At 55.4% G+C, this 19,526-nt stretch carries 19 protein-coding genes; 9 read left to right on the top strand and 10 right to left on the bottom strand.

Going from position 1 to position 19,526, the window contains the following annotated elements; all coding sequences use genetic code 11:
- Positions 1 to 450: 450 nt before the first annotated feature.
- From WCO56_08830 to WCO56_08850, 5 genes are all read left to right on the top strand, one after another.
- Positions 451 to 1,548, top strand: coding sequence for a type IV pilus twitching motility protein PilT (locus tag WCO56_08830; GenBank protein ID MEI7729665.1), 1,098 nt, complete (start codon positions 451 to 453; stop codon positions 1,546 to 1,548).
- 81 nt (positions 1,549 to 1,629) lie between these two features.
- The gene (locus WCO56_08835) at positions 1,630 to 2,835 is read left to right on the top strand and encodes a PilT/PilU family type 4a pilus ATPase (protein MEI7729666.1); all 1,206 of its coding nucleotides are present in this window, start codon (positions 1,630 to 1,632) and stop codon (positions 2,833 to 2,835) included.
- Between the two features lie 11 nt (positions 2,836 to 2,846).
- Complete coding sequence (locus WCO56_08840) at positions 2,847 to 3,314, top strand: hypothetical protein (protein ID MEI7729667.1); 468 nt, start codon at positions 2,847 to 2,849, stop codon at positions 3,312 to 3,314.
- Entirely contained in the window at positions 3,311 to 4,093 is a 783-nt protein-coding gene (locus WCO56_08845; GenBank protein MEI7729668.1) for a TlyA family RNA methyltransferase, read from the top strand. The genes WCO56_08840 and WCO56_08845 overlap by 4 nt, the downstream gene beginning before the upstream one ends.
- A gap of 3 nt (positions 4,094 to 4,096) precedes the next feature.
- Positions 4,097 to 4,978 (top strand): NAD(+)/NADH kinase, encoded by an 882-nt coding sequence (locus tag WCO56_08850; GenBank protein MEI7729669.1) that lies wholly within the window; start codon positions 4,097 to 4,099, stop codon positions 4,976 to 4,978.
- Positions 4,979 to 5,045: 67 nt separating this feature from the next.
- On the opposite strand, the gene WCO56_08855 is transcribed toward WCO56_08850, so the two are convergent.
- The 4 genes from WCO56_08855 to WCO56_08870 form a co-directional block, all read right to left on the bottom strand.
- The gene (locus WCO56_08855) at positions 5,046 to 6,065 is read right to left on the bottom strand and encodes a sigma-70 family RNA polymerase sigma factor (GenBank protein ID MEI7729670.1); all 1,020 of its coding nucleotides are present in this window, start codon (positions 6,063 to 6,065) and stop codon (positions 5,046 to 5,048) included.
- 495 nt (positions 6,066 to 6,560) lie between these two features.
- Positions 6,561 to 8,000 carry a sigma-54 dependent transcriptional regulator gene (locus WCO56_08860; GenBank protein MEI7729671.1) on the bottom strand — a complete coding sequence of 480 codons (1,440 nt, stop codon included), beginning with the start codon at positions 7,998 to 8,000 and terminating at the stop codon, positions 6,561 to 6,563.
- Between the two features lie 115 nt (positions 8,001 to 8,115).
- Complete coding sequence (locus tag WCO56_08865; GenBank protein MEI7729672.1) at positions 8,116 to 8,481, bottom strand: hypothetical protein; 366 nt, start codon at positions 8,479 to 8,481, stop codon at positions 8,116 to 8,118.
- Positions 8,482 to 8,571: 90 nt separating this feature from the next.
- Positions 8,572 to 9,483 carry an alpha/beta hydrolase gene (locus tag WCO56_08870; GenBank protein MEI7729673.1) on the bottom strand — a complete coding sequence of 304 codons (912 nt, stop codon included), beginning with the start codon at positions 9,481 to 9,483 and terminating at the stop codon, positions 8,572 to 8,574.
- 198 nt (positions 9,484 to 9,681) lie between these two features.
- Between WCO56_08870 and WCO56_08875 the strand changes: the two genes are divergently transcribed.
- Positions 9,682 to 10,206 carry a 4Fe-4S dicluster domain-containing protein gene (locus tag WCO56_08875; GenBank protein ID MEI7729674.1) on the top strand — a complete coding sequence of 175 codons (525 nt, stop codon included), beginning with the start codon at positions 9,682 to 9,684 and terminating at the stop codon, positions 10,204 to 10,206.
- A 39-nt stretch (positions 10,207 to 10,245) separates the two neighbouring features.
- Complete coding sequence (locus WCO56_08880; GenBank protein ID MEI7729675.1) at positions 10,246 to 10,782, top strand: NADH-quinone oxidoreductase subunit B family protein; 537 nt, start codon at positions 10,246 to 10,248, stop codon at positions 10,780 to 10,782.
- Between the two features lie 4 nt (positions 10,783 to 10,786).
- Here WCO56_08880 and WCO56_08885 read toward each other — a convergent pair whose 3' ends face one another.
- From WCO56_08885 to glgP, 5 genes are read right to left on the bottom strand one after another with little or no spacing between them, the layout of a single operon-like run.
- Positions 10,787 to 11,113, bottom strand: coding sequence for a rhodanese-like domain-containing protein (locus WCO56_08885; protein ID MEI7729676.1), 327 nt, complete (start codon positions 11,111 to 11,113; stop codon positions 10,787 to 10,789).
- A 9-nt stretch (positions 11,114 to 11,122) separates the two neighbouring features.
- Positions 11,123 to 12,058 (bottom strand): thioredoxin-disulfide reductase, encoded by a 936-nt coding sequence (gene trxB, locus WCO56_08890; GenBank protein ID MEI7729677.1) that lies wholly within the window; start codon positions 12,056 to 12,058, stop codon positions 11,123 to 11,125.
- A gap of 7 nt (positions 12,059 to 12,065) precedes the next feature.
- A complete protein-coding gene (gene hisH, locus WCO56_08895) occupies positions 12,066 to 12,686 on the bottom strand; it encodes an imidazole glycerol phosphate synthase subunit HisH (protein ID MEI7729678.1) in 621 nt (206 codons plus the stop codon).
- A gap of 43 nt (positions 12,687 to 12,729) precedes the next feature.
- Positions 12,730 to 13,893, bottom strand: a complete 1,164-nt coding sequence (gene rlmN / locus WCO56_08900) for a 23S rRNA (adenine(2503)-C(2))-methyltransferase RlmN (protein MEI7729679.1) — start codon at positions 13,891 to 13,893, stop codon at positions 12,730 to 12,732.
- A gap of 42 nt (positions 13,894 to 13,935) precedes the next feature.
- On the bottom strand, positions 13,936 to 16,149 hold the full coding sequence (gene glgP, locus WCO56_08905) for an alpha-glucan family phosphorylase (GenBank protein MEI7729680.1): 2,214 nt from the start codon (positions 16,147 to 16,149) through the stop codon (positions 13,936 to 13,938).
- A gap of 289 nt (positions 16,150 to 16,438) precedes the next feature.
- On the opposite strand from glgP, the gene WCO56_08910 reads away from it, so the two are divergent.
- Together WCO56_08910 and WCO56_08915 are read left to right on the top strand one after the other, a co-directional pair.
- Positions 16,439 to 16,669, top strand: coding sequence for a hypothetical protein (locus WCO56_08910; GenBank protein MEI7729681.1), 231 nt, complete (start codon positions 16,439 to 16,441; stop codon positions 16,667 to 16,669).
- A 253-nt stretch (positions 16,670 to 16,922) separates the two neighbouring features.
- Complete coding sequence (locus WCO56_08915) at positions 16,923 to 18,155, top strand: adenylate/guanylate cyclase domain-containing protein (protein MEI7729682.1); 1,233 nt, start codon at positions 16,923 to 16,925, stop codon at positions 18,153 to 18,155.
- A gap of 6 nt (positions 18,156 to 18,161) precedes the next feature.
- Here WCO56_08915 and WCO56_08920 read toward each other — a convergent pair whose 3' ends face one another.
- Positions 18,162 to 19,511: a Gfo/Idh/MocA family oxidoreductase gene (locus tag WCO56_08920; protein ID MEI7729683.1), complete on the bottom strand. Its 1,350-nt coding sequence runs from the start codon at positions 19,509 to 19,511 to the stop codon at positions 18,162 to 18,164.
- Positions 19,512 to 19,526 lie beyond the last annotated feature (15 nt).

Consider the following 19,526-nt stretch of genomic DNA (forward strand, 5'->3'; position numbering starts at 1 on the left):
TCAAACCGTTTTTTTAAGAATCTTTATGTAGCGTTATTTATGCGCTGCTGTATAGTTTATCCATGCTCTCATAAAAGGCTGTATTTCCGAGCTTGTACATGGTGGAGTGATAAACAACCACTGACAAACAAGCAACACCCCTCCAGAAATCAAGGCTTGCGTACCGAGGCGGTTGAGCGCTATTAGGCGATTTCATTTCAGCGAAATTGATAGCAGGAAATTGCTTTTTCGCCGCACTTGACACGCTGCGGTCAAATAGAATTGACTTCTTATCTCATTCATAATGACTAAAAAATAAACTAAAAACGACACGAATGTCAAAAAAAATGAGGGAATAATTGGAGACGAAAAGGAAAAGGTCAAAAAAGGGGTTATTTATTGCGTTTGAACTTGCGGTTTTCAAAGAAAACAGCTAAAGGTAACGCGAATTGACAACGATGGTGAAATTTTATGGCAAAAATTGACTCATTTTTCAACTTGATGTTCGAGCAAAAGGCTTCCGACCTGCATCTTTCTTCCGGTAACCCGCCCATTCTACGCATTAGCGGCGAATTGCACCGGGTGGATTTCCCGCCATTGGAAAGTGACCAATTGAAAGCCATGCTCTACGAAATCACGCCAGAGTATAAAGTAAAACAGTTCGAGGAAACTGGCGACGTGGATTTCGGTTATGAGATTCCCAACGTTTCCCGGTTCCGCGCCAACTTCTTTATGCAGAAATATGGCGTGGCGGCCGTGTTTCGTCAAATTCCGTCGAAAGTATTGTCGTTCGAGGACTTTGAAAAATTCGACGCACCGCTGCCGGCGGTACTCAGGAAATTCGCCATGTTGCACAAAGGCTTGGTGTTGGTCACCGGACCGACCGGGTCGGGCAAATCCACCACGCTGGCGGCGATGGTGGACTACTGCAATAAAAACCGCAAAGACCACATTTTGACGGTGGAAGATCCCATCGAATTCGTGCATGAGAGCAAAAACGCGCTGGTCAATCACCGGGAAGTGGGCATTCACACCAAGTCGTTTGCTTCGGCACTACGCGGCGCGTTGCGGGAAGACCCGGACATCATTCTGGTTGGTGAAATGCGCGACTTGGAAACCATCGAACTGGCACTGACGGCGGCGAGCACCGGGCACTTGGTTTTCGGCACGCTCCACACGCAAAGCGCTGCCAAAACGGTAGATCGCATCATCGACGTGTTTCCCGCCGACCAGCAGAACAAGATTCGTGCCACGCTTTCCGAGGCGCTGAAAGGGGTCGTGGCGCAGAACCTGTTCAAACGCATTGACAAGAAGGGGCGCGTCGCCGCGCTCGAAATCCTGGTATTCACCACGGCAGTCGCCAACCTGGTGCGCGAGGGAAAGACGCACCAGATTCCCGGCATGATCCAGGTGGGTAAACGCATCGGCAACCAGCCGCTGGATGACGCCATCATGGACCACCTAAAAATGAAACGGATTTCGCCGGAAGAGGCCTATGACAAGTGTCTCGATAAAAAGAAATTCCGCCCGTTTCTACCGCACCCGCCCGAGGATGATGATACCATGTAACTGGTGGCGGGCGGGCGGCCAGTCCTGCCGAATTGAAACCAGACCGAAACCATTTAACATTCAACCAAATGGAGCCGCTGTATGCGACGCAATGACCTTGATTACATTCTGAGCACGATGTTGGATTCACACAAGGACGTGTCGGACCTCAACATAACGGTGGACAAATCGTTGCAGGTTGAGACCGAAGGGCAATTGGCCCCGGTAGCCATCGATCCAAACGTGGAGAAATTGACGCCCTTTCAGACCGAAATGGTAACGCTCAACCTGATCAGTGGCAACCGCCGGTTGCTTGAGGATTTGCTGCAAAAGGGGTCGTGCGACTCCTCATACAGTCTCACCGGCAGGGCGCGGTTCCGGGTGAACATCTTTAGCCAGCGCGGCAATTATTCGTGCGTGCTGCGCAAATTAAACACGAAAATTCCCACCCTCGCCGACCTGAAAATGCCTGAGATTTTTCTCCAGGTTGCCAAGGAAAAAACCGGGCTAGTATTGGTAACGGGAGCGACTGGTTCCGGCAAATCCACCACCCTGGCGGCCTTGCTGAACGAGATCAATGAAACCAAGTCCATTCATATCATCACATTGGAGGATCCGGTCGAATTTGTGCATCCGCAGAAAAGAGCGACGTTCAACCAACGGGAGATGGGGAACGATTTCGACTCCTTTTCCAGCGGGTTGCGCGCCGCATTGCGGCAGGCGCCGAAGATCATCCTGGTGGGCGAAATGCGCGACCGCGAAACTGTGGAAATCGGGCTGAGCGCGGCGGAGACGGGCCATTTGGTGGTCAGCACACTGCACACCATTGACGCCGGCCAGACCATCAACCGCATCCTGGGCATGTTTGAACCGGAAGAGCAGGAGCAGGTGCGGCTTCGGTTGGCGGATACGCTGCGCTGGATTGTCAGCCAGCGCCTGGCACCCAAGGTGGGCGGCGGCCGCTATGCGCTGCTGGAAATCATGGGCAACAACATCCGCACCAAGGATAGCATTGTCCACGGTGAAAGCGAAGGCAAGAGCTTCTACGAAATCATTGAAGCCAGCAATACGTTTGGCTGGCGGCATTTTGATCATGCGGTGCTGGAAGCGTTTGACAACGGGATCATCACGGAGGAAAGCGCCCTGCAATATTCCACTAAACGCGGCATTGTCAGCCGAGGCATTGACAATATCAAGAAGAAGCGCGGCGAAAGCACCATTGCGTATGCGGATCTGCAAATGAAGCGAACCGAAGAGGCGGCCCGGAGTGCCGCCCCGCCCATTCCGGCAGTTTTGAAACTTAAATAAAGGAGCATCCCATGGCATTTGAATTTGATTTTATCAGCGCCACCGATAAGCCGGCTTTGCTGGCCATCAGTTCACTCGAATGGCAGGTGCGGGCGCTGGCCGCGCTGGATTCGCTTGGCTATAAAGTGCATGTTGCGCAAGGTACGGACGACTTCAGCAACCGTTTCACCCAGTTTGCTTACCAAGTGGTAATCATTGAGGAACTGTTTGATTGCGCCGAGTTCAAGGATAACCGCGGGCTGCAATTCGTCCAAACTCTGCCCATGATTTTACGTCGGCACGCCACGGTTTTTCTGTTGGGCGATAGTTTTCAAAGCTTGCATCCCATGCTGGCGTTCCAGCAAAGCGTCCACGCGGTGGTGCATAGCAATGACTTTGAAAACCTCGACAAGATCATTCAAAAAACCGTGGCGGACAACGATCTTTTCCTGACTGCCTACCGGCACGTGCAGGAGCATATTGCCAAAGGCAAGGCGTGATTCATGCCGAAACCATGCGGACGCCAACGGCAAAACCCGTCCGGCTGGATGTGGCGCTGGTGGAGCGCGGCCTGTGCGATAGCCGTGAGAAAGCCAAACGCGCCATCCTATCCGGCCAGGTGAAGGTGAACGGACACACGGCGCAAAAGGCCAGCGACCTGGCGTCGCTGGCGGATTTGGTTGAACTGATTGCGCCTGAAAATTTTGTAAGCCGGGGCGGTTACAAACTCGAACATGCCTTGGAGCATTTTCAGTTGGAGGTCACCGCCCTCACCGTGTTGGATATTGGTGCTTCCACTGGAGGTTTTACCGATTGCCTGTTGCAACGCGGCGCCGCCAAAGTGTATGCCGTGGACGTCGGGCGCGGACAATTGGCTTGGAAACTGAGGTGCGATTCGCGCGTGGTGGTCATGGAAAAAACCAATGCGCGTTCCCTGAATCCGGCCAATTTCAATCCCGGATTTGTAACCGCTGACCTGGCGGTGATTGACTGTTCCTTTATTTCCCTGCGGAAAATCCTCACGCCCGTCGCCGCCCTGGTGAAATCTGGTGGGGACTTGGTGGCTTTGATCAAACCGCAGTTTGAAGCCGGCAAGGCCGAAGCAGACGAGGGGGAGGGTGTGATCACGGATCCGGAAATTCACCGCCGGATTTTGGTGGAATTGGAAGCATTCGTCGCGGGTCTGGGCAACTTAACCTGGCAGGGTGTCACTCCCTCGCCGCTTTTAGGCCCGGCGGGCAATAAGGAATTTTTAGTACGGCTGCACAAACCAGCCTGAACCATGAACGCCAAATCCAACATCAAATGCGTCGGGCTGCTGGCCAACACCGAAAAAAAGGCGGGGTTGCACGCCGTGGTGACGGCCGCCACGCTGATCCAAAAGGCGGGGGTAAGTATTTGCGCGGAGTCCGCCACCGCGCAGTGTTGCAATCTGGACTGCGAAACGTTTGACGTTCCCGCGCAACTGGCCGCGCGCTGCAACTTGATCCTGGTCTTTGGCGGAGATGGCACCATGTTGCGGGCAGCGCATGACCTCGATGGATCCGCTACCCCAGTACTGGGCATCAACTTGGGCGGACTGGGCTTTTTAACAGGTGCCTCCGTGCGCGAAATGAACACGGTACTGCCGCAAGTGTTGGCGGGACAATACGCCATCGAATCCCGCCCGCTGATCGAAGCGCACACCCAGCACGGCGATCACCCGCAAACCCATCCAGCGCTCAACGAATTTGTGATGGGGCGCAAAACCGGGTCGCGCATGGTGGAACTGGAGGTTTTTGTGGACGGCCAAGAACTGACCCGGTATCGCTGCGACGGGTTGATCATCAGTTCGCCGACGGGTTCCACCGCCTATTCGCTTTCTGCGGGCGGCGCGATTGTGAGTCCATCGGCAGAAGTGTTTACCCTAACGCCGATTTGTCCGCACACCCTGTCCAATCGTTCGATCATTCTCAGTCTGAATTCGGAAATCTCTGTCAAGGTATTGTGTAAAACCCCGGAAATTACGCTCTCGGGCGATGGCGAGCGTTTGCTGGATGTGCTGTGCGGGGATTGTGTCCGCATTGTCCGCAGCCGTCATGCATTTCGGTTGGTCCACCTGGCTGGAAGCTCATTCTTCAAAACACTGCGTCAAAAGCTCCATTGGAGCGGAGCGCATATTTAATCTGGAAGGCGACAAAAAACGGCGTCCAAGCGGACGCCGTTTGAATTGTATCGGTAAATTATCTTCCTCAGGCGGCAACGCGAGAGGCATCGCGCGCCTCGATCATCTTGCGCAATTTGAGGAGGGCCAGATTTTGCAATTGGCGAATCCGCTCGCGCGTCACACCGAACTCGCTGCCAATATCCTCAAGCGACCGCTCGCCACCGCCATCCAGACCAAAGCGAAGCCGCAGAATATTCAACTCGCGCTCCGGCAAACGGTCAATCAGATCGCCCAACATATCGAGCATGGTTTGGTGGTCAATTTGCTCGTGTGGCAGCACCGCGCGCTCATCGGCAATGAGATCGCCCATGCGATTGGAGGAATCATCACCCACCGGAGCATCCATCGAAGATGTTTGCACCCCGGCGCTACGAATCCGATTGATACGCTTCACCGACAGCCCCATTTCGGCTGCTACTTCTTCATCAGAGGGTTCCTGCCCAAAAGCATCGGTCAAATGGTTGACTACCCGGCGCACCTTGGCCATTTTATCCAGCATGTGAATGGGCAATCTCACCGTCTTGGCTTGGTTGGCTATTCCGCGCCGAATGGATTGCTTTATCCACCAAGAGCTGTAAGTGGATAACTTGCCACCCTTGGCGGGATCAAACTTTTCTACTGCCCGCATCAACCCGATGTTGCCCTCATTGATGAGGTCCAATAGCGGGAGGCCGTAGCCTTCATATTCGCGGGCAATCTTCACCACCAACCGTAAATTCGCACGAATCATCTTCTCCCGAGCCGCCGCGTCGCCACGTTTGATTTTCTTGGCCAGGATTACTTCCTCTTGAGGCGTAATTAGTTCAACTTGCCCTACTTCCCGCATGTAGAGGGTCAAACTATCCGCCGACTCGGTGAGACGTACAGGCTCGGGAAATGCCACGGTATTACGTGGAACTTCAGCTATGGTCGGTCTCCGGAAATGATTGACAGCCCTGTTTACTGGTAATACGGACACCCTTCCGTTTCGTGTCCCGCTAGTGGTAACTTTTTTGAGGTTGCCTGCCATATTAGTCCGATTTGCCTTTTTCAATATCCGTTTCATAATCGTATCTATCATCACGCTTTTTTCCGAATGGTTCCCGCCGTTTTCTGCTGACGTTCACCACAACATTTGACAATCGCATAACCTATGCCATGTTGAAACTGGGTAGTGTTTGAAGCTCATTGCGTGTGCTGATTATTTTACGCATGTTACTTATGTCTAGGCTTTTACATCCCACGATTGAGGCCAAATATTTTCTCATCGCGGCGTTGCCTTCCATCGGATATGGCAATACTACTCTATCTTATCTCCAAAATAGTGGAGTTGACTCCACTATTTTGGAGATACTTCATTTATCTATGCATCGAGCAGACATGGATTGTTGCGCTTAGGCGACTGTTTTACTCATAGTAGTCGTATAATCCGAGGTTTTTAGAATAAAGTATCACTTGTATGCCCTGTCAGATTAGGAAAAGCATCCCGATGATAAAAAAGACAACCTCCAAAATATTGGAGACGGAGTAATATTTCCGATTATAAACGGAATCACTCGCACTACCGTTTGATGCGTTCCAAGCCCAGTTTTTTCATGCGGGCTTCGAGCGTCGTTGGCTTTAGCGCCAGGATTTCTGCAGCTCCTTGCGAACCGCGTATGCGCCAGTTGACTTTGTCCAAAACGGCCAGGATATGGTCCCGCTCAACATCCTTCAAGCGACCAGACACAGGATCGGGGTAATTGGCGAACTGCGGCAACTCGACTTGCAAGGCTGGACCGGGCGATAGAATCATGGCACGCTCCACAATATTACGCAGTTCGCGCACATTGCCAGGCCAGTTATATTGCGTGAGCATATCCAGTGCTTTGCGTGGAATCGTTTGAATGCGCTTGCTCATGCGAGTGGCAAACTCCTGCACGAACGCACGCACCAAAATGGGAATATCCTCGCGCCGCTCGCGCAACGGCGGCACGGTAATGGGAAACACATTGAGGCGATAATATAAATCCTCGCGAAACCGGCCTTCGCGAACCGCGCGGCCAAGGTCGCGATTCGTGGCGGTAATTAACCGCACATCCACTTTCAAGGTTTTGGTGCTACCCACCCGCTCAAACTGGCCTTCCTGGAGCACCCGGAGTAGTTTGGTCTGCAGTTCCAAGGGGAGTTCTCCAATTTCATCCAGGAACAATGAGGAACCATCCGCCAACTCAAACCGTCCCGCTGCACTGGTATGGGCACCGGTGAAGGCACCCTTTTCCCGGCCAAACAATTCGCTTTCAATCAGGTTGGTCGGAAGCGCCGCACAGTTGACCTTGACCATGGAGCGCGGCTGGCGCGGGCTTTGCTCATGAATCGCCCGGGCAAGCAATTCCTTGCCGCTGCCCGTTTCGCCCAATACCAATACCGTTGTGGGCGTCCCCGCCACTTGTTTGACGGCGGCCAAAACACGCTGGATAGCTTTGCTGCAACCGAGGATTTCATGATGGCTGATGGTTTTGATCTCCTCGCGAAGATAAACGTTTTCAGCCTCCAATTGCTCCTTCAAGCGTACGATCTCCCGGGTGCGTTCCTTGACCAGAACTTCCAGCCGCTTCGATTTCAAAAACAGCTCGATGAAAAAATCCACCTTAGTTTGTAGCGCCAGCGGGTTGAACGGCTTAAATAGATAATCCACCGCCCCGATGGCGTAACCTTCCTCCATCCCAAGTTGATCCTGGCGATGGGCGGTCAGAAAAAGAATCGGGGTATGTTTCGCCTTCGGATTGGCTCGAATCTGGCGGGCCACCTCGAACCCATCCATATCGCCCAGCGAAATGTCCAGCAAGATCGCGGCATATTCCTTGGCCTGGGCCAAAGCCAAACCTTCCGCCCCGCAACTGGCGGTATCCAACGCCACATTTTGCCGACGCAAAATGCGTTTATATAGCTCCAAGAAGTGGAGGTCATCGTCCACCACCAGCACCCGTGGATCTTTTTCCGAAACATCCGTTTCAGCCATAAGCCATTTTTAAGCCGTCTGCATCGCGTTTATGCCAGGATTCAATCATGTATAGACGGCTGAATGCAATTAAATCCTGCCCGCGCCGGGCAGTAAAGCACCTTTCATCCTGAATTTAGCTCTTAAAGTAGTCTTCAAACGGTTGGAGTATTTTCAGTTTGATGAGCACGACGAGCAGGGCCGTATAAAGCAACGAAACGATCACGTCTTTTTTCCACTCTTGTTTGCAGGCCGCCTTTTCCTCTGGCGATAGCAGAGCTCGCAATCCTTTATGCATGAGAATGAAACCCAACAGATTGGTGAGCCAGTAGCCAACAATGAGAGCGGGACCAAATACCGGGTGATACAACCGGCTCACCACCCAGGCAAACGCATACGCCAAAGGCAGGTTGACAAACGCATCGTTCCACCAGGAAAGCGGCGATAACATGAATCCCACGAACGTCAGCACACCGCCAGGAAATTTTTCTTTCAGGCCCATGATGGAGTCAAAAGGGTTAACGGAAACAATGCGAGCCAGGCGAGTACTGAGCCGAAACTCTCATTCCGCCTGGATGTATTACAAGTCATCTTATTGCACCGCCCCATCACCGGTGGGATAAACTTTGCGCACTTTTAAATATTTTTCCAAAAAGAAGTGCATGTCGTAAACGACTTCCTCGGGCGGTTCGGTAAAATGCCATCCGCGCACCAGCTTTAATTGGGTGCGAACGCCTTTGCTAGCCAAGGAGTAGTGGAGCAGCACGCTTTGATACTGGGGATTAGTCCAATCACGTGTGCCTTGAACAATAAAGAACGGAGCGGATTTATAGTCGGCGTACCGGGATGGATTCGCCACCTGCGCTTCCTCCGGTAAATCTCCTATGGGGCCGCCAAGCAACCGAGCGGGTGCGACATAGGCTGATGCCAGATAGGACTCATTGGTTTTGATCAGACTGAAATTTACCGGCGGCGAAATGGCGCAGACTGCTTGAACCTTGCTGGACGCCCCCGGGTTATCCGTGCCTTCCAATTCCTTAATATCGCCAGTGGTGCCGAGTAATGCTGCCAGATGTGCTCCGCCGACGGCCCCATAAACTGCGATATGGTCGGCGGCCAAATGGTACTGGGCAGCATTCAGGCGCAACCAGCGAACGGCGGCCTTGCAATCGTACAACTGGGCTGGGAAAGGCGCGACCTTGGACGAACGATACTCCACACAGGCCACGACGTATCCAAATTTGGTCAGGTATTTTATCGGACAACGTGATGTGCTGGGGGAATCCCAGTAGGGTGGCAGCCATACCACCACCGGCGCTTCGACATACTCCCCTTTGGGGAAATGTAAAACGATTTTGAGTGGCGTTCCCTCACGCTGCACAAACTCGGCCTTGTTCTCGGTATTGGTCACGGTTTGCGTTGCATGCCAGACGGCGGGCGACTCGTAAGAGCCCCGCTGAGCCCGCACTTGGAGGACGGTCAACCCGAACAGCAAAAAACACACGTGCCAACCTAATATTGCATTACCACGGTTCATCATTACGGTAAAATATACCGACGTTCTATTGAAAAGTCCATCCGATTTCCCAATAGTTTTTAAAGAACTCTCCAGCACAGAAAAAACATTGCATAATCGGCCCAAAACCGGCACGGTGGCCCTCAGCAATTGTGAACATGATGGTAATGATCCGAAAAGGTTTGTATGTTTTCCGCCGCTAAATTGCAGGAAGCGCTCTTGTGTCTCCGGGCCGGCCAGGTCACCCTGCCCTACCCGGCGCAAGCCCGGCCATTGCCCGAACGGTTTCGCGGCCGTCCGATTTTCAATGCCGCGAAGTGCATCGGCTGCGCCGGTTGCGCGAACAACTGTCCGGCGCGCGAAATTTTGGTGTTTGATCCGTGCCAGGAGATTCGGATTCTGAAATATCTCGGCCGCCGCTGCACCTACTGCGGGCGCTGCGCGGATGTCTGCCCCGAAAAGGCGATCACCATGAGCCAGGAATATGAGAACGCCACCAACGCCATCGGGGACATTCAGCAAAATCTGGAATTATTCATGAGCACCTGCCAACGGTGCGGGCGCTGCTTCAAGGAACCGACCCCGCTGGAACAGTTGAAGATGAAAGGGTATCGCTTCGACGATCTGCAAAACGAGCGCTGGGTGTATCGCTCCCGAAGCTACCTGAACAAACCCTCCGAGACGGGCGACATCGAACTCGAACTGGATTAAGCCTTCGCCGACTGACCTGATCATCCAATGGCAACCGCTATGTTGAAGAATCTGTGCCAGCAAATGTTTGGCCGCTCACTCTGGGTCTATCACGCCAACAGTGGCGGCTGCAACGGCTGCGACATTGAGGTGCTGAATGTGCTCACCCCGTATTATGACGCGGAGCGGTTCGGCATCAAACTGGTGGGGTCGCCCCGCCATGCGGATGTGATGCTCTGCCAGGGGCCGGCCATGCGCAGCACCGCCAAATCGCTCAAGCGCGCGTATGACGCCATGCCCGCCCCCAAACTGGTGTTTGCCATCGGTTCCTGCGCGTGCGGCGGCGGCATCTGGTTCGACATGTATAATGTGATGGGACCGGTGGAGAAAGTTTTGCCGGTCAATTTTTACATTCCCGGCTGCCCGCCCCGCCCCGAGGCCATCATTTACGGCGTCGCCGTCGCCGTCGGCATCGTGGATAAAAAGACCGCGCCGGTGCAGTTCAAGCAAATGGAATATCCCATCCCGCGGTATCACCCGGAGGATTTGCGCGGCCGGGATGAGATGGTGGTGTACGAAAAAGTGGAGAAAATCTAGCGCGTCAGTAGCGAGGAGCGCGCGGGTCCACTTCCTGACTCCAGCGGTCAATGCCGCCCGAAAGGTTCTGCACGCGGAGAAACCCATGACGCTGGAGGATGGCCAAGGCGTGCATGCTGCGAATGCCGTGATGGCAATACACCACCAAATCGGCGTCCTTCCAATCCGCCAATTCATCCAGTCGCATGGACAGTTCATCCAACGGAATCAGCCGCGATTCGGGCAGGGCGACAATCGCGTGCTCCTCGGGCTGCCGGACATCAAGCAAGCGGGGCGGCACCCCGGAATTCAGGAGCAATGCCAGTTCCCGGGGAGAAATCTGCAAATTCATGAACGCGGGCTACTGATTCAGCGCCCCCAAATACCGTTCGCAATCAATAGCGGCGGCGCATCCCATGCCGGCGGCGGTGATAGCCTGGCGATAGACATGGTCCGCGCAATCACCCGCCACAAAGATGCCCGGCACATTTGTGGCGGTGCCTGCCACAGGAATGATATAGCCATTCTCATCCTGATTCAGGATGCCCTTGAACAGTTGCGTGTTGGGCACATGGCCGATGGCCACAAACACCCCCGCGCAGGTGAGCGCCGATTCCACCCCGGTCTTGACATTTTTCAGACGCACCCCGATGACCTTGTTCTGCGCCACGTCGAGAACTTCGGTAATGACGGAATCCCACACCGGCTTGATTTTCGGGTTGGCCAAGGTGCGTTCCGCCATGATTTTCGAGGCGCGTAGCGTGTCCCGGCGATGCACCAGGTAAACCACCGATCCAAAGCGCGTCAAGTACTGGGCCTCTTCGCAAGCGGAATCGCCGCCGCCCGCCACCACCAACGGCTGGTTGCGGAAAATCGGCAGCGCGCCATCGCAGGTGGCGCAATAGGTCACCCCGCGTTTATCCAACTTGGTTTCGCTTTCCAACCCAAGATGCCGGTGCCCCGCCCCGCTGGCAACGATCAACGTCTGGGCCTGAATTTTTTCGCCATCCACCGTGAGCGCAAACGGCGACTGCGAAACATCCACCGCTTCCAGCGCACCAGAGTGAACGCGCGCGCCAAAGCGCTCCGCCTGCTGTTGCATGCGGGTCATGAGATCGTAGCCCTCCACCCCTTCCGGAAAGCCGGGAAAATTCTCCACCACACTGGTGGTGGTCAGCAGCCCGCCGGGCATGGGACCAGCCAGCACCAGCGGGTTCAGGCCGGCGCGCGCCGTATAGATCGCCGCCGTCAAACCAGCGCAGCCGGTTCCAATAATGATAATTTTTTCAACACTCATAAATCGTTCAGGATTTTACCAGCGATACAAAATTACGCAACAGTTGCAACCCGACTTTCTGGCTTTTTTCGGGATGAAACTGGGTGGCAAAGACATTATTCCAGGCAATGGCCGAAGCAAACGTTTCGCCATATTCCGTCCGCGCGGCAACAATCGAATCATCCACCGGCTGCGGATAATAGCTATGCACGAAATAAAAGTAGCTGCGATCTGGAAGTTCTTTAAATAGGGGACAATCCGCCTGGGCCAGGGCAACCTGGTTCCAGCCAATTTGCGGCACCTTGATGCCGCCCGCCCCGCTGAAACGCACCACCCGCCCCTTGAATATGCCCAAACCAGCGGCGCAACTGTTGAATTCCTCGCTCTTCTCGAACAGCGCCTGATACCCCACGCAGATACCAAGGAAGGGACGCCCCGTCTGAATAAACGCCCGGCACGCGGCCAGCAATTCCTGCCGTTGCAACGCATGGATGCAATCATCAAACGCCCCCACGCCCGGCAACACCACCGCGGCCGCGTCGCGCAGACCTTCCGGTCGCGTGACCCGCCGTACGTCCGCCCCGACTTGCAGCAGTGCCTTTTCCACGCTGCGCAAGTTGCCGGAGCCATAATCAATCAACGCAATCATGGGCACAAAGTAACGATTTTACGAGTCGCATCAAAGCAGAGAATCATGAAACCGGCGTTGGCGAATCCGTTGAGGTTTTTTCCGGCACCGCACTCCCTGCCATTTCCTTGAGGGCACGCAAACGCAACTGACCACAGGCGGCATCAATGTCCTGCCCCTTTTCCTGTCGCATGCTTACGGTTACACTCTCCGCCTCCAGCCCGCGTAAAAACGCCAGGCATCGTTCCTCCGAGGGACGCTCCCAAGCCAGTTCCGGGACGTGATTATAAGGAATCAAGTTGATCTTGGCGTGGAGTTTTTTGGCCAGGCGGGAAAGCGGCAGCACTTGTTCCAAACCATCGTTGACACCGGCAATGAGAATGTACTCGAAGGTGATCAGCTTGCCCTTGCAGCGCACGTATGCCTCGCAGGCCTCGGCCAGTTTGGCGAGCGGATACTTGCGATTGACAGGCATCAGTTTGGCTCGTACTTCATCCGTGGCGCCATGCAAAGAAATCGCCAGTCGAAACTGCATTGGTTCCCTGGCCAGTTGCAGAATCTGGGGCACCAGACCGCTGGTGGAAATTGTTATCTTTCGGGCGCCAATGCCGCAGCCCCAAGGCGCATTGCAGATGATCAGCGCCTTGAGCAGGTTTTCATAGTTGGCCAGGGGTTCGCCCATGCCCATGATGACCAGGTTGTCAATCGCCCGGTCTTTACCCGGGGTGACCGCCGCTTCCGCCGGGGCGTTTTGCGCATACCAGCGCTCCGCCGCCACCACCTGCTCAACCATTTCATCCACCGTCAGATGGCGCTTCCATCCCTGAAGCCCGCTCGCGCAAAACTTGCACCCATACGCGCAGCCCACTTGGGTGGAAACGCACAGGGTGCGGCGATCACTGGCCTCGCCATACAGGCCGGGACTGGCAGGAATCAGAACGCTTTCGATCAGGGATTGATCCGCGAGCTGCCAGAGGAACTTCACGGTGGCTCCCCGCAACCCCTGGGTGCAGAATAACTTCAGCGGCAGAAGGCCGAACTGGCCGCGCAGCTTTTCGCGGAAGGCCAGTGGCAGATCACTCATCTGATCCCAATCCGACACGCGCCGATGATACAGCCAGCGCTGCACTTGGGCGGCGCGATAGGCCGGCCAACCCCAGGAAGAGAATAGGGACTCCAGCTCGTCGCGAGTAACGGATTTAATTCCCGAAAGCATGATGGTGCGCACCCGCCGGCATGGTGACAAGCCGGCGGGCGCATCGTAAAACTGTTACTGCTGGTGGTAAAACTTCGTGGTGTATTCCTGCACCATTCGCCACGTGGTGTATTTAGGCACCAACGTCACCATCGCCCGGCGGATTTTTTGGATCCACTTGCGCGGTAACCCGGAGGCGTCACGATTAAAGAAGCAGGGAACCACTTCCGTGGTCAACACGCGGTACAGATTTTCGCTATCCCGGCGATCTTGTTCTTCCACACTGTCCGGATGCGTGTCATCGCCAATGGCAAAGCCATTGGTGCCGTCATAACCTTCCCGCCACCAGCCATCCATGATGCTGAGGTTCAAGCAGCCATGGCATCCGGCTTTCTGGCCGCTGGTGCCTGAGGCTTCCAACGGACGGCGCGGGTTGTTCAGCCAGACGTCGCAGCCGGCGACCATTGAGCGCGCGACGTGAATGTCGTAATTTTCGATGAACACCAAGTGACCTTTCAAGTCGCTGAACTTGCTCAGATGGATGATGTGCTGAATAAACTTTTTTCCTTCATCATCACGGGGATGCGCCTTGCCAGCAAAGATGAACTGCACCGGGTGCTGTTTATCCTTGGACAACTGCACAATTTTCTCAAATTGCTGGAAGATGAGCGGCGCGCGCTTATACGTGGCAAAGCGCCGGGCAAATCCAATGGTCAGCGCATCGGTATCCAAGAGCGCGTCAAATTCGATAAAGTCACGTTGCGCCAACCGCTGCCCTTGGAGCAACAGACGGCGACGGGCAAACTCGATCAATTCCCGGCGCAGCTTATAACGCAAGGCCCATAATTCTTCATCGGAAATAAAGGCGGGATCGGCCATCTTGGCCCAGAATTCCGGCGCATTCACCTCGGCCTCCCAAGCCAGTGTGGGCTTGCGGCTCCAAAAGCTGGTGACTTCACCCTCGACCGGGCGGTTCTCCGCCAGGTCGCTGGCGGCCACGCTGGCGGCAAATTTGCGCCGCCAGAACCGACGCATCGGCCCCTTCATCCAGCCCATCAAGTGAACGCCATTGGTGATATATCCAATCGGAACATCCTCGACTTTGCGGTCAGGCCACAAACAGTTCCACATCTTTCGGCTTACCTGCCCGTGCAATTCACTCACGGCGTTGGCCGCGCGCGAACATTTGAGCGCCAGAACCGTCATGCAGAAAGGCTCGTTCGCATTTTCCGGATGCACCCGGCCAAAGGCCATCAGTTCATCCAGGGACACCCGAAGATTGGACATGAATTTGTTGCAGGCATAGTTCACCAAGTCCGGCGAGAAACGATCATGCCCGGCTTCCACCGGCGTGTGCGTAGTAAAGATGCATTCGGCACGCGTGGCGGCCATGGCTTCTTCCAAGGTTTTGCCTTCGCCCAATTTTTCCCGCATCAACTCCAAGGTCAGGAACGCGGCGTGTCCCTCGTTCATGTGGAATACGGACGGCTGCACGCCCATCGCGCGCAGCAAGCGCACGCCACCCACCCCCAACAGGATTTCCTGCATGATGCGGGTGGAGCTATCGCCGCCGTACACGCGCAGGCACAAATCGCGATAATGCAGATCGTTCTCCGGCAGATTGGTATCAAGCAGATACACCGGCACGCGCCCGACGTTGATGCGCCAGGCGCGGAACACAACCTGGCTCATGGCAATCTTGACGGAACACATCAGCGGTTCACCGCGCGCATTCAACACCGGTTCCATCGGCAGATTCTTGGGATTCAGCAGCGTATAATATTCCGTCTGCCAGTTATCCTGGTTAATGCTCTGCTGAAAATAGCCCTCGCGATAGAAGAGGCTGATGCCGATAAACCCAAGTCCGAGGTCGCTCGCGGCTTTGGCGTGATCGCCGGCCAGCACTCCCAAGCCGCCGGCGGCAATCGGCAGCGATTCATGGAAACCAAATTCAGCGGAAAAATACGCCACCGGATTTTCCAGCAACGCGGGCGCATGTTGGGCGGCCCAAGTCGCCTTATCATTCAGGTAATGCTCAAAACTGTGCAACACGGTTTTGACGCGCTCATAAAAATCCGGGTCTTGAAGCCTCACCCGCGCTTCATAATCCGAGACCTCCTGCAACACCGCCACCGGGTTGTGGTAGAGATTTTGCCAGGCGCGCGGGGAGAATTCGGCGAAAATTTCCTGCGCCGGCTGGTTCCAGGTCCACCAGATATTGCGCGCCATTTTGTTCAGACCTTTGATGATTTCGGTCAACTCTCCTGCTGCCAGTGGTACTTTGCTCATAATTTACCTCTACAATGTGATGGATGCCATGCCAGTGGCCCGGGCCGGCCTCTCCTGGCGATATTTTTTTCAAAACAACCGTTGCTTGGGGCGTGCCGCGCCCCCCGCTCGTGCGACGTGGAAAATGAAACAGACCAACCCTTCTTGCGCCCCCCGTTTTGGCCGCCCCATAGTCCCTGATCGCTTGGAACTTGTAACGTTTTCCAACCCGGTACTCAATAAGATTTTTTGACGATCTAATTCGCCCGATGAACCGGATTGGCAGAACTGGTAATGGAATCGAGAAAAAATGATCCATAATCAATTTTACCGTTACGAGTACGGCGGGGATGAGCGGGGGCCAAAATCCTGGCGATTGCTCTACCGCGATGAGGCCGTCTGGAAACCGATGGCAGGTGCTTCCGATTACGGTGCTGCCTTGGATCAATGCAAATTCTTCAGCACCCTGCGCCGGGGAAAGTCACCTTTCCCGACCGGAACCCCGTTGTCGCGTCGCCCAAGGGAGCGATTCCCAAAGTAGGCAACGAGTCTCCGTTTGCAGTTGGGCAATGGGACAGCCGCTTCCAGCTTGCACCAAACCGAGCTTGATGCAGACTGCTGACAAGCCGGCCCCTTAATTTTTCCATGGCATTGTCCAAGAATTCATTTACACTATTGCGTGTGGGTGCATTCATACGTAACTGCTTGGCCACGCCTGGAGAATACGATTCCGGGTATAGTAAGCTTTTATTCGTCCTCGCCTTAAACCACCATTCATCCCTACACTTTTAATTATGGAAGAAGAATTCGACTCGACCACCATGTGGGAAATGCGGCTGTTCCTTGAGGAAATCTGCTGCAACCTGTGCCGCTTCCAGCATGTGGATGAACTGCAAATTGCCCCGGTGGATATCACAATCCATCAAGAAGCGTATCTGGCTCTTCCGGGCGCATATGCCGATATCAGCGTACAGGTTCCCGGTGCCGCTCCGTATTTTGTCGAGGTGAAGTATGGTTATCCCGCCAGCAATATCATCAGCCATGTAGCGCGCAAATATGGTTCCAACGCCCCCCGACTGGTGGGCGCATCCAAGCTGGTGCTCGTGGTGCCGACCAGCGAATACCCCGACTGGCCGGATATTCAGCGCCAGATTGAGTCTCGGCTCCAAAAGGGGTTGAAGCTGGAAATCTGGGATGAGCCGTTCCTGTTTTCCCTCATCCGCAAGCGGTTCAACCTGGAGATTGACGCCTTTTCGGAAGGCAATATGGTCCAACTCAAAGCCGCGCTGGATCATTCCAAGGGGCACTGGGCGTTCGGCGATAGCTGGAAGGCCACCCCGCTGCAATCCGCGCTGCTCTGGAGCTTCGGTTTTTGGAAGCTCAAGCAGTTCCGGGAACTGAATCACCTGACGCCGGAATCCATTTTGCCGCCCGGCATGTACAAGGGCGCCGTGGCAGTGCTCGCGGACCTGTGTTCGTTTTCCAGTTACGTGCGCGACACGCGCAATGACGCCGTCATCCGCCAATGCCTGACTTCGTTTTATTCCAAGGCGCGCTACGAAATCCTGAACAGCGGCGGCATGATTTACCAGTTCGTGGGCGACGAGGTGATCGGCCTGTACGGCATTCCCCGCCACACGGAAGGCTACCAGCAATCCGCCCTGGAGTGCGCCAAGGCCCTGGTGGACCTCGGCAATTCCATCTCCCACCAATGGCAGCGCCAGATTGACCGCATCCAGACCTCGCAGGGCGTTCACATCGGCGTCGCAATGGGGGACATTCAGGTGGTTTCCCTTCAGCCGTTCGGCCGGGCGCACATCGGCGCGGTGAGCGACGCCATCAATATGGCCAACCGCTTGCTCGCCAAAGCCGGCTCGAGCGAAATTGTCGTCAGCAACACGTTTATCCGCGGTCTGGATGAAAAATCCCAGACGCAGTTTCGCGAGATCGACCCGGTGGATGCCCGCAACCTCGGCACCATCCGGGCCTGGAAAACGGGGCCGATCAATGCCCCGGACAAGGAATAACTCGGGTCAGCTCGCCCAGGAATAGTCGTACGGTTTGCGTTGTTCGCGCGCCACCCAGGCGTTGGCGTCCTTGGCACCGTCGCCCGTAAACTCTTCCCGCTCGACGTCCCATTGCAGCTTGCGGCCCAGCCGAAGCGAAATCACTGCCAGATGGCATTCCGAGGCGGAACGATGCCCGGTCTCCACATCGCAGATCGGGTCTTTGCGCGAACGCACACAGTCGAAGAAATTCCCCATGTGATCCGTGCTGACGTACAGCCGCTCGGCAGACGCTGGCAACGGCGTACTCAACAATTCCTCGTTGCTGCATTCGATCGCGCCGCGCCGCACCCAGATCCAGCCGTCGCTGCCCTCGAACCGGATCCCGTTGCGCTGGCCTTCCTTGTTAATGACGCCACCAAAGATGGAATCGTCCTTGGTGGTCTTGAGGTAATGCTTCACGCCGCTCGAATAGGTAAACTGCACTTCGTATTCGCTGAACGCGGTAAAACCGCCCGGGACGGGTGGCACGAGGACTTTGCCTTCCACGCTGTCCGGGCCTTTGAGTCCGGTGGCCCAGAAGGCGATGTCGTTATGATGCGCGCCCCAGTCAGTAATGGTGCCGCCGGAATATTCGAGCCAGAAGCGGAAGTCGCGGTGACAACGCTCCTTCATGTATTCCACCTGGGGCGCCTGGCCGAGCCAGTAATCCCAATTCAGATTGGCAGGGACGGGCACGGGCTTAAAGGGACCGCCGTGCAAACCGGCCGGGAGCCAGACCACGATCTTCTCGAGCTTGCCGATGCGCTTATTGCGCACCAGTTCGCAGGCCAGCCGGAAATTCTTATCGCTCCGTTGCTGCGTGCCGGTTTGCAGCACTGCCTTATTGGCGCGCACCGCTTGCACCAACCGCTTGCCTTCATCCACCGTGAGGGTCAACGGTTTCTCGGAATAGACATCTTTCTTGGCCTTGACGGCGGCGAGATTGTTTAAGGTGTGCCAATGATCCGGCGTGCCGTTAACGACGATGTGAATATCATCGCGCTCCAGAATTTTGCGGAAGTCCGAATAGATCTGCGGCTTCTTGCCATCCTTGGTGAACGCCTTGACGCCCGCTTCGGCGTGCGCCTGGTCCGCATCGCACACGGCGAGGATGTTCCCGAAACGCATGGAATCCCTGGCAACGCCAGTGCCGCGCCCGCCGCAGCCGACGACGGCAATGCCGGGGCGGTCATTGGGGCTGGTGGTCTTGGGTGGTTCAGCGGCCTCGGCCTGATCGCGCTCCAGGAACCAGAGGGGCAATCCGGTGGCAGCGGCAGTCGCCGCAAACGCTTTGGCGAATGAGCGGCGCGAAATAGTCCAGGATCTGTTAATCATAGGGGGATTGAATCG

This window comes from Verrucomicrobiota bacterium (genome assembly GCA_037139415.1).
Lineage (GTDB): Bacteria > Verrucomicrobiota > Verrucomicrobiia > Limisphaerales > Fontisphaeraceae > JBAXGN01.